Source organism: Streptomyces sp. MMS24-W38, assembly GCF_059889265.1.
This window is the reverse complement of record NZ_JCBCPP010000001.1, coordinates 6,395,202-6,408,318: the sequence shown is the minus strand read 5'-3', so window position 1 is coordinate 6,408,318 and position 13,117 is coordinate 6,395,202. Positions and strand designations below refer to the sequence as shown.

Below are 13,117 nucleotides of genomic sequence, written 5' to 3'. Positions count from 1 at the left end.
ATGGAAGGCCGCGTCAGCGGCGACCTCCGCCCTCGCGCAGAGGCCGAGGGCACAACGCGAGGTGACCACCGGTACGCGGCACCTTCCCCCTTCGCGCAGCGTCGTCTGCAGCAAACACCAGGTTTTCCCCATCGCCTTGGTAGTGCAGTCAGGCTTCCCCGAAGCCTCATTGCCGGAAAGGAGATCGTCATGCGCGCACAGAGGATTGCGGTCTCGCTCGTGAGTCCGCTCGTCTTCGCGACCGCCTTCGCGATCCCGTCAGCCGCGGCCTCGCAGGCCTCCGCCGCCGTTCCCCAGACAGCAACCGCAGCGGCACCGGAGGTCAGCCGGACTCTGGCGCCCACCTCGATCGCCGACTACCGTCGCGGCGTCCGCGACGGACTCCGCGACGGACTCCGCGACGGGCGCAGGGACGGTCGCGACTGCGACTACCGCGACCGCTACGACGACCGGGCCCGTCACGGCAACCGTGACTACCGACGCGGCTACCGCGACGGATACAGGTCCGGGTACGACTTTGCGTTCCGCCAGGCATTCGACCGGAACTGCCGCGATTAGGCCCGCCTCGCCGTCCACGCGCAGACGGTGATCGAGAAGCACCTCACCGTGAGTTTCCTGCGGCCCGACCCGCAGCCGTGGTCGCTCGTGGCCGGGTGGGTACGGCTGAGCCCGACGCGCGGGTCGGGTCCTCCGGTGTGCCTCGGGTCGTGGGCGAGCAGGAACGGTGCCGCGGTTCAAGTGGCCGGCTGTGGCAGGGCCGGGTTGCGGAGATGTGCGGGGCAGGAGGTGGCCGCGCGGGTGCGTGCGCTGCGGCCGCGTAGGGGGAACGGCTCAGCGGGAGACGGCTTTCCGGCGTCGCGCCATGGAGCGCAGCGCCGGCAGCGCCGCGGCCGCCAGGAGGACCATCACGCCGCAGACGATCGCCGCCGTCCGCGCGAGTCCCGGGCTCTCCCCGGAATGGGGCGCCGACTCCGTGTGGGACGCTCCGGTGAGACTCAACACCGGTGCGGGGTACTCCGGCTCGGGCTTGCCCTCTTCTGCCGGCTGGTCCCAGGAGACGACCTCGCCGTCGTCGTACTGCTGCTTGGCGACGAAGGCCAGCGCGTCCACGCCGGTGGGGACGCGGTCGATGTGCACGACGAAGTCGGCCCCGTCCTCGCCGCTGATCGCGCCGCCGAACCAGCCGACGGTGCCGCTTTTGCCGCCGGGTGCCTGCTGCCGCGCGGTCCATCCCTTCACCTGCTCGGCGCGCATCCCCCGTACGCCCTTCGGCGCCTCGATCCACACACCGACGGTGCGCGCGTCGTCCTTCTCGTTGGGTACGTGGAACGTCATCCGCACGTCCTTCGCACCCGGCTTCACCTCGTCCTCGGAGTGCACGTGCACATGCGCCAGGGCGGGGGCCGCCGTCACCATGAGCAGGCCCGTGGTCAGCAGGGCCGCGGTCAGCAGGGCCGCGGCCGTCCGGGCCGGTCGCCGGAGAAATGCCATGGGTGATTCCTCTCTCGGCGTCCGTGCACGCTGGCCACGGACGACAGGGGGCGTGGGAACGGCCGGCCTGAATCCGGCGCGGGGTGGTTCTGTACGGCGTCGGCGGCGGACTGTGCCGTGACGCCGGGCGTTCCAGGGCCGTACCCGCTGAGTGGGGACGGCCGGTGCGCGGCCCGGTGAAGATTTGCCTCACGCGGGCGGATTGGTGACGACCATGGCCGCCGTGACGCTCAGGACGAGGACCCCGACGAGCAGTTCCGCCACCAGGCCGCGCCGGAGGGTGCGTACGCGCGCCGTGTCCGGCAGCACGGGGGGTGCCGGCGCGACCAGTGTCGCCGTCGCCCCGGTCCCGTCAACGGGTTCGGCGTCGAAGGGAGTCGGTGTCGGGACCGTCGTGTGCCGGCGCAGCCAACGCCGGGCGACGCCGCCGAGCGTGACGACCACGGCCACGCCGGCCGTCTTCAGGAGCAGCAGTCGGCCGAACCGGGTGTCGAAGAGGGCGCCGACGGTGCCCACTTCACGCCACGCCTGGAAGGTGCCCGTCACGACGAGCACGGTCACACAGGCGAACGCGAGCCGGGAGAACCGGGGCAGCACGGAGGCCGGCGCGGTGACGGCTCCCGGCCTCGCCAGAACCGCCGCGGCCAGCGCGAGTCCGCCCAGCCACACGGTCATCGCGGCGAGATGGGCGAAGTCGGCGGCCAGGGCGAGGAATGTGTACCGCCCGTCGACGGAGTGGCCGGTCACCGGCCACGTGCTCCACAGGACCACGGCCGCCGCGGTCGCCACGAGGGCCGCCGCCCTGGCCCGCCTGCCCGACGCGCCGGCCGCAAGGGTCGCGAGCACGGTCGCGGCGCCCAGGGCGAGAAGGGCGTAGAAGCGTACGGCGTAGGCGTAGTCGGCGAGCGCCGCGTGCTGGTGGGCGCCGGAGCCGGACCAGGCGTCCGACAGGGGCCGGCCGTCGGCCCAGACGGCGTGGACGGCCAGGACCGCGAGGGTGCCGGTGGCCAGCAGGCCGAGCCCCGCCCACACCAGACCCCGGGCGCCGCGGTCACGCAGCCCGGCGGGCCACAGCCACAGTACGACCAGCAGCACGCCGGGGCCGAGCGCGAGTCCGGCGTAACCGGCCGCGCGTGACACGCCGAGGAGGCGGCTCGCCCACGCGCTGCCGGAACCGCCGAGCGGCGGGACGGCGCCGACGACCTGGCTGGTCCTGTGGATGGAGAAACGGAAGGTGCCTGCCACGGGATGTCCGTCGGCCGACGTCACCTGCCAGGCCACGGTGTACGTACCCGGGTGCAGGCCGCCGGGCAGGGCGGTCCGGACGACGGGATCGGGCCGGTCGTCGGCGTGGCCGCCGAGGTCCACTCGGCGCATGTGGTCGTCGAACACGCGCACCGCGTTCTCCCTCGCGGTCACCGGCTGCCGGAACGTCAGCGCCGCCTGGGCGGGCGAGCCGGGCAGCACCTCGCCGGCGGCGGGATCGCTCGACCGTACGCCGGTGTGCGCGGAGGCGGGCCCGGCGGACGCGGCCGCCAGGCAGAGAACGAGGCAGAACATGGTGATGATGCGGCGCATCCGTTTCCCCCCGGGTGCCCTTGAGATGCAACGCGTCCAGGCTGGGGCCTCGCCGCTGCCTGCGGCAGCCTCGCCTTTGGGGGTGCGACCCCCTCAAAACGAGGGGGTCAGGTGCGCAGCGGCAGCACGGTACGGACCTCGGTGCCACCGTCGGGGCGTTCGGCGACCGTCATCCCGCCGCCCAGTTCGGTGACAGTGTCCCGGATGAGCTGCAGGCCGAGGTGACCGGTCTTGCCGAGTGCTTCTCCCGGGCCCTTCCCGTCGTCCGCCACCCGCATCAGCAGCCGTTCCCCACCGCCGGTGACCTCGATCCAGGCGTGCCGTGCCTCGGCGTGCTTGAGGACGTTCGTGACGCACTCCCGCGTGCAGCGGTAGACGAGAGCGGCGAGGTCGGGTCCGAGCGAGGCCCGGACCTCGACGGTCGTGGTGACGCCGAGGCCCTCCCTGCGCATTCGTTCGGCGAGCAGTTCGACCGCCTGCGGCAGACCGTCCTCGGTCAGGTCCGGCGGATAGATGTCCACCATCATCGTGCGCAGTGAACCGACGGCGCCGCGCAGGACCTCACCGACCTTGTCGAGCATGCCGTCGGCTGTGGCGCCGGCCCCCGGGGGCAGTGCGCCGCGGACCGCGGACAGGGCGTATCCGGCCCCGGCGAGGTCCTGCACCACTCCGTCGTGCAGGTCGCGGGCGATCGCGCGCCGCTCCCGTTCGGAGGCGGTCAGGGCCTTGCCCAGCAGTCGGCTGCGTTCCGCGTCCGCCTTGCTGACGCGGCGCAACAGGTGTATTGACAAGGGAAGTTGGGCCACCAGCAGGAGCAGCAGCGCCACGATGGAGAAGGGCACGAGGGTGTGCATCAGCTCGGTCCGCGCGGTGGCGACGCGGGCGTCGGTGGAGTACACCTCGAGCGCCAGCCGTTCACCGGAGTCCAGGTCGAGCGGGACGTAGACCTCCACGAGGCGGCGGCCGCCGTGGCGTTCGGTGACGTTCTCCTCGTCGGACAGGTCGGACAGGTCGGCCCAGCTCGCCCGCTCGTCGATGGTCCTGCGTACGTCGTCGTTCGGGAAGGACATCCCGATGGCGTGGTGCTCGTTGGAGTACAGGACGTCGCCCTGTCGGTTCCACACCTTCACCCGGACGACGCCGGCCTCGTGCTGCCGGGCCCTGACGGCCTCGTCCAGCCGTGTCCGCGCGGAGACGTCCCCGCGGAGCAGCGCAGGCATGGCCGGCTTGAAGATCACGTTGCCCATGAGCTGCGCGGAGCGGGCCGCCTCGGCGAGCGCGGTCTTCTCCGCGATCGAGTCGGCGGCCACCACGGTACCCGCCCCGACGACCGCGAAGGCACCCACTCCGATGAGCACCATCGCGACCAGCGCCCGACGGACGGTTCTGCTGCCCCCCGTCTCCACCGTGGAACCGCCGCCCGTCCGGTCAGCCATCGGTACCCGCCTCGACAAGGCCGAGCCGTTGAGCCTTCACGACGGCCTCCAACTGCGAGCGCACCCCGAGTTTGAGGTGGATCGCCTTCACGTAGCCGCGGCAGGTGTTGACGCTGATCCCCAGCAGCCTGGCGATCGCGGCCGGCGCGAGGCCCTTGCCCATCAGGCCGAGCACCTCGGACTCCCGGGCGGTGAGACTGGCCGCGCCGGGCTCGTCGGTGACCTGGGGCCGGCCGGCGTCGCCGAACATCGACGCCGACACCAGCATCGACCCCTGCCGCACCTCCCGCAGAACGGTCAGCATCTCCTCCAGCGATCCGGACTTGGGCACGAACGCGCTCGCGCCCGCCTGCGCGGCCCGCACCACCCAATCCGGGTCACGGTGCGCCGAGACGATGACGACGATCGCGCTCGGGGCGGCGTCGCGGACCCGCCGGGTGACGTCCAGCCCGCTCTCCCTGCCGAGCGAGATGTCCATCACCACCATGTCCGGTTGTTCCCTCACGGTCAGTTCGACCGCCGCCGACCCGGTCGCCGCGCATCCCGCGCAGTCGAAGTCCGGCTGTGATCCGAGCGCGAAGGCCAGCAGCTCGGCAAACGTCCGATGGTCGTCGACGATCAGCACGCGCGTCGGCGACGAACCCCTGTGTCCCCCCATGTTCCCCCCACCGGGCGGGCCGCCACCGTTGCCGGTCCGCAGGAGACATGGAACCACGGCATGTGAGGAATGGCCTATCAGCTGTGCAGGAATGGTGCTTTTTCCGAGTAGCCGACCCCTCTGCTTTGGGGATGGCTGTGGCGCCCCGGACCAGGCACCGTTGAACCATGCCGATTCGCCTGCTCGTCGTGGACGACCACCAGCTCGTGCGGGACACCCTGGCCACCGTCCTGGGCGCAAGCACACTCGTCGACGTGGTGGGCGTGGCGTGCGACGGTGCGGAAGCCGTCGCGGCGGTACTGCGGCTCGTGCCGGACGTGGTTCTCATGGATCTCGCCATGCCGGTGATGAACGGCGCCGAAGCGACCCGGCGGCTGCTGGTCCTGCGGCCCGGCACCCGAGTCGTGGTGCTGACGTCCGCGGTCGGCGGACGGCTGGAACAGGCGGCCCTCGACGCCGGGGCCTGCACGGTGCTGCACAAGGGCGCCGGGATCGACGTGGTGCTCGACGCGATCGTGGCGGTGGCGCCGCGGGACTGAGCCGCCGGGCGGCTTGCGGCCGACGGCGAGGGCGGCGGCCCCGCGTGCCGCCCCCGTGGCGGTATGCGGGGCACGGGTCTGCCGGCCCCTGACGCGGATCACGCTCACGGAGCACCCGGACGCGGCCACCAGCGCAGCAGTACCCGACCCCGCACGTCCTCGACGGGCACCGGGCCGAACTGCCGGGAGTCGAGGGAGTGCCGACGGTTGTCGCCCAGGACGAAGACGGTGCCGTGCGGCACGTGCACGGGCCCGTAGTACAGGCCGTCGAGGGTCCGCAGGTCGATCGCCGGTTCCGTGACGGGGCGGCCGTCGACCGTGAGGACCCCGTCCTCGATCCCGACGGTGTCACCGGCCACCGCGGCGACCCGCTTGACCAGCCGCGAGCCGCCCTGGTCGAACACCACGAGGTCTCCGCGCCGGGGCGTTCCGCGCCAGTAGGCGCGTTCGTCGACGAGCAGGTGGTCCCCGGCACGGAGCGTCGGCTCCATGCTGGTCGACTCCACCCGTACACGCTCCAGCAGGAGGCTGCCGGCCACGAAGGCCGCACCCACCACCACGCAGGCGACGGCCCGGCGCACGGCGGCCCGCGGTACGGCGAGGTGCCGTACCGCGGGCCGCCGGGGCGGGCTCACCCGAGCAGGCCGGTCAGCCCGAGTGTCCACAGGACTGTTCCGATGACGAGGAGTCCGTTGACCGCCCGGGACCGGGCGCGGCCGGAGAGGGACCGGACGAGCATCAGCAGTGCGGCGAGCCGCGCGCACAGTCCGACCGTCAGCAGCGGGTCGGCCTCGACCGGCCGGTTCCGCTGTCCCAGGGGCACGCCGGTACTGACGGCCACCACGTACGAACCGATCAGCAGACCGAGCACGAGGACCGCGGAGAGCGCCGCGGCCGTGCCCCGCGAGACCCACACCTGCCGCGCCGCGACGAGCTGGACGACGGCGGCCAGCAGGAAGGGCAGGGCCCCGGCCAGGCCGTGCGCCACGCGCTGCTGGAAGGCGACCAGGTCCCCGGCTGCCGCGGCCACGCAGAGCAGCGACGCGACGTGCGGGGCGCGAAGGCCGCCCACGAGGCCCGCACGAGTCACCGGCACCGCCCCCTCGGCCATCGGCGCCTCAGACGAGGGTGTCATCGTCACCTCCCAGCTCGGGAGCGGGCTCGGCCTTCGCCGGGTCGGCGAAGACCGGGTGGTGCTCGGTGCTGGGCGGCCCCACGCGGAACTGCGCCATCATGTCGTGGTCCTCGTGCACGAGGTTGTGGCAGTGGATCATGTAACGTCCGGTGTGCGGGCCGAACTTGACCGCCACGCGCACCGTCTCGTTCTCACCGACGTACACCGTGTCCTTGCCGCCGAGCTCCCAGGGGTCGGGCGCCTTGCCGTTGCGGTCCAGCACCTTGAAGTCGACCAGGTGCACGTGGACCGGGTGCCACCAGCCACCGGACTTGTTGACGAACTCCCAGACCTCGACGTCCCCGAGTCCCGGGTCGGCCCAGACGTACTCGTAGTCGGAGGCGATGACGTCGGCCCAGGTCTTGCCGTTGATGGTCCAGGTTCCGTTCTTGCGGATGAACTCGAACCTCCGGGTCTTCTTCGCCATCGCCGCGGTGAGGTCCATCGCGGGCGCGTTCGGGTTCAGCAGGGCCGGGATCGCGTTGCCCGACAGGTCGGTGGGATCGCCGGCGACGTCGAAGGCCATCACGTCGCCGGTGGTGTCGAAGTCCTCCACGTTCGGCACGCTCAGGTTCTTCAGGACCACCCGCTGGCCGATCCTGTACTTGGCGAAGTCGATGATGACCTCGTACCGTTCGGCCATGCCGTGCCGGTAGCTGGTCGCCGAACGGGGCTGCGGCATCAGCCCGGCGTCCGTCCCGATGAAGACGAACGGGTCGCCGGTGCTGAGCGCGAACTTGAAGCCCCGCGCGATCGCGCAGTTCAGGATCCGGAAGCGGTACTTGCGCCGCTCGACCTTCATCACGGGCCAGGGTCGGCCGTTGACCAGGATCACATCACCGAAGAGTCCGGAGTGCCCCTCGTCGTCGTACAGCAATTGCCCGTCGCGGTCGAACATGGCGTCGCGAATGAGCAGCGGGACGTCGTACCGGCCCTTCGGGATGGGCAGCGACTGCTCCAGCTCGTCGTGCATCGTGTACATCGCGGCGAGGCCCATGTACGCGTTCTCGGCGGTGTGGTGGGCGCCGTGGTCGTGGTACCAGAGCGTCCGGGCGTCCTGGAAGTTCGGGTACTGGTAGTCCTTGTACTGGCCGGACCGTGTGATGTCGCTGGCGTAGCCGTCGTACTCCGGCAGCGATCCCGATCCGTGCAGGTGCACCGAGGTCCACGACTCGTACCCCAATCTGGGGTGCACCGAGGGAAGTTCGTTGATCTGCCGTACGACGGCCGGCCGGCCCCGCGTGGCCCGGATCGTCGGGCCGCCGAACGTCCCGTCGTACGACCAGGTCTCGGTCTTCATGCCGGGCAGGATCTCCGTCGCCGCGCTGCGCATGCTGATGGTGTAGTAGTCGGTGGTGCTCGACCGCTTGGTCGGAACCGCCTCGGGCGGCACCGTGAACGGCACGGTGAACGGCTTCGGGAACTTGCTGACCGCGATCCGGTCGGAAGCGGTCTTGGCGCGCGCGACGCGTTCGAGTGGCAGCGCCAGGGCCGCCGACGCGAGGACACCGAACTTCATCACATCACGTCTGGACAGCGCGTTTTCATGCATGTGCGTGCTCACCCCCATGGTGGGCCGCCGAAGCGGCGCTCGGGCCCTGCTCTCCCCCTGGAGTCGCGGATGCCCGTGTTCTTTTCTCGGTGCTGGTCGGTGCTGGTCGGTACTGCTGGGTGCTGGTCGTACGCGGTGGGTCATGTACGGCGCCGCACATGACCCACCGGCAGTGCGATGCCCGTGCGGGTGGACGGGCTGTACGCCGGTCGTGCTCCTCGGCCGAGGGGGCCCGCGATGCTCCTGAATGCACCGCTGAGGAGAGGCGACCAGGCGGCTCGGCGAGGAACGGGCAGCCGGTGGAGGGGGGGCCACCGGCTGCCCGGAGGGAACAGGGCGGCCGGTGAACCGGGGGCTCTTTCGGCTGCCCTGTCCTGGCCGGCTTCCCGGCCGCGGTGTTCGTCTGAGGGAACGAACACCGCCTGACGGGGGACCGGTCGGTCGGCGCTGGTGCGAAAATCCCGTCTTCCGCCGCCGGGCAGGCGGGACCTCCGCGACAGGCCCTAGCTGTTCGGCACGGTCACCGGTCCCAGGGTTCCGCCCTTGTCGGACGAGACGTAGACGGGGGACGGGTTGTTCGTCGCGGCACTGCCGGTCCTCAGGCGCAGGCTCCAGGCCCCGTTGACCGCGCCCGCCGCGGCCGGCTGCACGATCACGCCGGTGGCGAAGACGGGACCGGTCGGCGACCCGGAGCGGAACGTCAGCGACGCGCCGGGGACGGACCCGGTGCCGTCGAGCCTGAGGTCTCCGGACTTCCACTTGGCGAGGGTGATCGCGATCTTGTCGACCGCGGGTACCTTCGGGGTGACGTCGGCCGGCGTCGACGCCTCGCCCCTGCCCACCGCGTTCACGGCGACGACCGTCACGGTGTACTTCGTGTCGTTCGTCAGCCCGGTGAGGAGCAGGCTGGACGCGCTGGGCCCGGCCGTGACCGTGACCGGCGACCCCGAGGCGGGCGTCGCGGTGATCTCGTAACCCGTGAGGGGCGACGTGCCCGGGTCCTCGGGCGCCGTCCAGCGGACCGTCGCGCTCGCGTTGGAGTCCTGAACGGTGACCCCCTGCGGGGAGCTCGGCGCCCTGGTCGACCCGAACGTGTACTTCTCCATCCTGGCCTGCGAGGCGTTGCCGGCCGGGTCGAAGGCCACGTACCGCAGGGTCTTCGGCCCGTCGGACGCCTTCAGCCCGATCGGCTCGGTGTACAGCGTGGCCGCAGGCCCGGCGGTGCCCGCCTCCAGCGGGTCGGAGCCGTCGAGCGTGTAGTAGATCTCCGAGCCGGTCTCGTCGGCGCTGAGGGTGACCTGCGTGTCGTCCGTGTAGAAGCCGCCGGCCGGCTTCGCGGTCACGGTCGGCGGCGTGGTGTCGCCCGACGGGGTGTTGCCCTGCAGCGCGGGCGGCCAGGACTCGCCGGTCTCGCTGAACGACCTGACCTCGACGCGCCTGCCCTTGACGGAGCCCGGCAGGGTCGCCGAGGTCGCGTCCGGATTGTTGACGCGGACGCCGACCTCGCTCTGCACGCTGTTCCTGCTGAGCTGGTCGACGGCTCGCACGGTGTATCCGAGGACCGGCGCGGCGCCGGGGACGGGCTTCGGCGGGGTCCAGCTCACGGACGTCGAGTCGCCCTGGTCGTGCACCTCGACGTCGGTCGGCGAGGCCGGCCCCTGCTGCGACGGGCCGGGCGGGCAGCCGCCCATCCCGGGCCCGCCCACCTCGCCGAACTCCGAGATCGTCACGCCCTGGGTGTTGCCGCCGGGGTCCTGGTCCTGCCAGCTCGTCGCCATGTACATACCGCCGGCGGCGGTGGTGGCCGTGTCCGCGTCGAGGAACTCGTAGGTCGCGGTGAACTTGCCGTCGGCCACCTGCAGTCCGGAGGCGTAGCCGCCCTTCGGCGCGTTCGTGAGCGGGCCGGGCGCCGCCCGCACGTCGCGCCGTCCCACCGCGGTGTCGCGCAGCGCCGGTTCGACGATCCGCTGTTCCAGGAACGTCGGATCCACCTGGGGCCCGAGCCGGCCCTGGATCACCAGGGTGGTCGGCGTGGTCAGGGTGCCGCCGGTGACACCGAGATCGAGGGTCGTGGCGTCGGCGGCCACGGTGCCGCCGAACTTGACCGACACCACGTCCCCGGCCCGGATGTCCGGGGTCACCTGGGGACCGCCGCCCGCGCCCCAGCACAGGCCGCCCGGGTGATTGATCTCGATGGCCGGGTTGCCCGCCGCGATCGAGGCCGCCGCGGCCATTGCGCCGGTGGCCGAGCCGACGAGGCCGACGCCGGGGCGTCGCACCTCGACGGTCACCTGCTCTCCCTCGTGCTCGGAGAAGCCGTCGATGGAGACGAAGTCCCGGTCCGGGAAGATCGTGATGTTGTCCGGGAAGATTGGAACAGCTGCTTGGGCGGTGACAGGCGTCATCGAGGCGCTGATCACCATGCCGGAGATGACGAGGCCGGCGGCGGTGCGCTTTCCTCTGCCCCCGCCCCGCGCGAACTTGCTCATGACGACATTCCCCTCTGTGGCGACACGCGGACCGACCGGCGCCGGGCGGTCGGCTGCGATGAGCGGGTTCCAAGGTCCCCGATTCCCGTACACCGCGGCAGCCTCGTCTTGGGCACCCCCCTATCCCCAATCTGGAGGGGTCGCCCCTTCCCAGGGCGTGCCGCGGGGCGACGCGAGCGGATGGTCCGGGACCAGAAGGCGGGGCAACCGCACACGGTGAAGCCCCGCCACGGGACGGCCGGGCTTTCGGAGTGCTCGAGGCGCCGCGTGCCACGTCGCCTGGCACGCCTCGTGCCCGGGGCGGAAACCCCTTGCCCGACCACCGGACGGGCAACACACAGTGGACCGACAGCACCGAGGCATGCCGGATGCGACCCCGCTCCAAGGACCTCGTGGCACTGCGCGCCTTCACAGCCCAGCACGCCGCCGCTCACGCGAAGGCGGCCCGACCGCGCCCGCACCCGGGCCGGGCTTGATTCACTTCGGCGGACATCCAGGATCAGGGACCGGGTCCCGGAAGGATGTCCACCACGGAGGGCATGGGGAGGAAGAAGCCGCGTCCTCGCCGCTCGTTCACGGCGGAGTTCGAGGCAGAGACCGTCGAGGCGTGCCGAGGCGGCGACCGCTCCATCGGCCGGGTCGCCCAGGGTGGACTCGATCGATCAACGCAACAGGGCCGTCAGCGCATCGGCCGACGCGTCGAAGCCGAGCGTTCCGCGAGGACGGCTGTTCGGTTTGAGCGCGATGGCGTCGAGGTCGTCCTTGGGCAGGCGCCCCATGCTGGTGTCTTCGGGCAGGTACTGACGGGGCAGGCGATCGGGTTCTCGTTCGTGCCGCGCTGCCACGGGCTGCGCGGGTCGGCGAAGTGCACGTCAAGGCCGGTGGCAGCGGTCGTCTCCTGGTGACCGGCGAGCTCCGTCCCGCGATCCCGCGTCAGGGTCTTGCGGAGCGTGGTGGGCGGACTGCGTGGCTTCTCGGACAGCCGCGCGGTGACGGCGGCTGCGTCTCGGCCGTCGCACCGGACCGGACTCGTGAAGCGGGGGGAACGTTCGACGACCGCGGCGATCCGAGTCGGACTGCGGCCCGGGAGCAGGTCGCCCTCCCAGCGGTCCGGCACCGTGCGGCTGTCGGCTTCGACAGGCCACTCGCGGAGGGAGACCGCGTCCATGGTCTGCGAACGCCACCGGCCCGACACGGTGTCCTCGGTTCCCCAGCCGTCCCACAAGGCCCGAACGCCCTCCCGGGTCCGGCCACGACCGGGGGGGGGAGGGCTCGGCCGACCGGCCGTGGCCGCCCCTCAGGAGGGGGCGCGGAGCCGGTTCGAGGGCGCGGGGACGGCACCGTGGCGTTCCGGGCCGGCTCCCGGCGTCAGTCCGGGTCCGTCGTGGAGATCACCACCATCTTGGTCACCGTGCCGTCGTCGCCGACCACGTCGCGCACGTGTCGGGTGCCCAGGCGGCGGCACAGTGCCAGGCTGGCGGTGTTGTCGGCGCCGACCATGCCGTAGACCTCCTTCAGGCCCAGGTTGTCGGCGGCGTGGCGGAGCAGGCCGCGGATCACTTCGGTGCCCAGGCCCCGGCCCCAGTGCTCGGGGGCGAGGGCGGTGATCAGTTCGTGGCCGTCGACGTTGCCGGTCTTCTTCACCTCCGCGTGGCCGACGTAGACCTCCTCGCGCCACAGTCCCCACACGTCGAACCTGCGCTTCGGGTAGACCTCGGTGAGGATGGCGCGGAACAGCGTGCGGAGGTCGGCCTCCGGCACGCGGTCCTGGCCCATCCAGCGGCAGACTTCCTCGTCGCGCAGCAGGGCCACGAAGACGTCCTCGTCCTCAGGGCGGTAGGGCCGGAACGTGAGTCGTTCGGTGTGCAGGACCGGTGTCATGACGGCTCCTCGGGACGGGCTGGGGGACGGGCGGGGCCGAGGCCGGGGTGCGGTGGTGGGACGCACCCCGGCCTGCGTTTCGTGGCTGCGCGGGATACGTCAGGCTTCGGCGTTCTCCATGCGCTCCCGCAGGCTGCGCGGGCGCATGTCGGTCCAGACCTCGTCGACGTAGGCGGAGCACTCCGCCTCCGTGCCCTCCTTGCCGACGGGCTGCCAGCCGGCGGGCACCTCGACGTCGGCGGGCCACAGCGAGTACTGCTCCTCGTCGTTGCGCAGCACCTGGTAGCGGGTGTTCTCGTCCATGTCTGTCGGTCTCGCT

Annotated in this window: 13 protein-coding genes and 1 pseudogene; 2 read left to right on the top strand and 12 right to left on the bottom strand. The window is 72.0% G+C overall.

Features of this window, described 5'->3' with window-relative positions; translation table 11 throughout:
• Positions 1 to 189 precede the first annotated feature (189 nt).
• Positions 190 to 558: a hypothetical protein gene (locus AC6F7H_RS28010; RefSeq protein WP_500759913.1), complete on the top strand. Its 369-nt coding sequence runs from the start codon at positions 190 to 192 to the stop codon at positions 556 to 558.
• Between the two features lie 273 nt (positions 559 to 831).
• On the opposite strand, the gene AC6F7H_RS28005 is transcribed toward AC6F7H_RS28010, so the two are convergent.
• The 4 genes from AC6F7H_RS28005 to AC6F7H_RS27990 form a co-directional block, all read right to left on the bottom strand.
• Positions 832 to 1,491 (bottom strand): DUF1775 domain-containing protein, encoded by a 660-nt coding sequence (locus AC6F7H_RS28005; protein ID WP_500759912.1) that lies wholly within the window; start codon positions 1,489 to 1,491, stop codon positions 832 to 834.
• Positions 1,492 to 1,680: 189 nt separating this feature from the next.
• The gene (locus AC6F7H_RS28000; protein ID WP_500759911.1) at positions 1,681 to 3,069 is read right to left on the bottom strand and encodes a copper resistance CopC/CopD family protein; all 1,389 of its coding nucleotides are present in this window, start codon (positions 3,067 to 3,069) and stop codon (positions 1,681 to 1,683) included.
• Positions 3,070 to 3,176: 107 nt separating this feature from the next.
• Positions 3,177 to 4,505, bottom strand: coding sequence for a sensor histidine kinase (locus tag AC6F7H_RS27995; RefSeq protein ID WP_500759910.1), 1,329 nt, complete (start codon positions 4,503 to 4,505; stop codon positions 3,177 to 3,179).
• The gene (locus AC6F7H_RS27990) at positions 4,498 to 5,163 is read right to left on the bottom strand and encodes a response regulator (protein WP_500759908.1); all 666 of its coding nucleotides are present in this window, start codon (positions 5,161 to 5,163) and stop codon (positions 4,498 to 4,500) included. Before AC6F7H_RS27990 ends, AC6F7H_RS27995 begins: the two co-directional genes overlap by 8 nt.
• 167 nt (positions 5,164 to 5,330) lie before the next feature.
• Here AC6F7H_RS27990 and AC6F7H_RS27985 point away from each other — a divergent pair, with 167 nt between their 5' ends.
• Positions 5,331 to 5,702: a response regulator gene (locus AC6F7H_RS27985; protein WP_500759906.1), complete on the top strand. Its 372-nt coding sequence runs from the start codon at positions 5,331 to 5,333 to the stop codon at positions 5,700 to 5,702.
• A 104-nt stretch (positions 5,703 to 5,806) separates the two neighbouring features.
• Here the strand turns inward: AC6F7H_RS27985 and lepB are convergent, their stop codons facing one another.
• The 8 genes and pseudogenes from lepB to AC6F7H_RS27945 form a co-directional block, all read right to left on the bottom strand.
• Positions 5,807 to 6,337, bottom strand: coding sequence for a signal peptidase I (gene lepB / locus AC6F7H_RS27980; RefSeq protein ID WP_500759904.1), 531 nt, complete (start codon positions 6,335 to 6,337; stop codon positions 5,807 to 5,809).
• The gene (locus AC6F7H_RS27975; protein ID WP_500759903.1) at positions 6,334 to 6,837 is read right to left on the bottom strand and encodes a hypothetical protein; all 504 of its coding nucleotides are present in this window, start codon (positions 6,835 to 6,837) and stop codon (positions 6,334 to 6,336) included. Before AC6F7H_RS27975 ends, lepB begins: the two co-directional genes overlap by 4 nt.
• A complete protein-coding gene (locus AC6F7H_RS27970; RefSeq protein ID WP_500759901.1) occupies positions 6,821 to 8,395 on the bottom strand; it encodes a multicopper oxidase family protein in 1,575 nt (524 codons plus the stop codon). Before AC6F7H_RS27970 ends, AC6F7H_RS27975 begins: the two co-directional genes overlap by 17 nt.
• Positions 8,396 to 8,931: 536 nt before the next feature.
• Positions 8,932 to 10,917: a fibronectin type III domain-containing protein gene (locus AC6F7H_RS27965; RefSeq protein WP_500759900.1), complete on the bottom strand. Its 1,986-nt coding sequence runs from the start codon at positions 10,915 to 10,917 to the stop codon at positions 8,932 to 8,934.
• Positions 10,918 to 11,579: 662 nt separating this feature from the next.
• Positions 11,580 to 11,762 (bottom strand): hypothetical protein, encoded by a 183-nt coding sequence (locus AC6F7H_RS27960; protein WP_500762208.1) that lies wholly within the window; start codon positions 11,760 to 11,762, stop codon positions 11,580 to 11,582.
• A 35-nt stretch (positions 11,763 to 11,797) separates the two neighbouring features.
• Positions 11,798 to 12,085, bottom strand: a pseudogene (locus AC6F7H_RS27955) (transposase family protein); the annotation flags it as partial.
• Between the two features lie 200 nt (positions 12,086 to 12,285).
• Positions 12,286 to 12,798, bottom strand: a complete 513-nt coding sequence (locus tag AC6F7H_RS27950) for a GNAT family N-acetyltransferase (RefSeq protein WP_500759899.1) — start codon at positions 12,796 to 12,798, stop codon at positions 12,286 to 12,288.
• A 99-nt stretch (positions 12,799 to 12,897) separates the two neighbouring features.
• Complete coding sequence (locus AC6F7H_RS27945; protein ID WP_500759898.1) at positions 12,898 to 13,101, bottom strand: MbtH family protein; 204 nt, start codon at positions 13,099 to 13,101, stop codon at positions 12,898 to 12,900.
• Between the last annotated feature and the right edge of the window lie 16 nt (positions 13,102 to 13,117).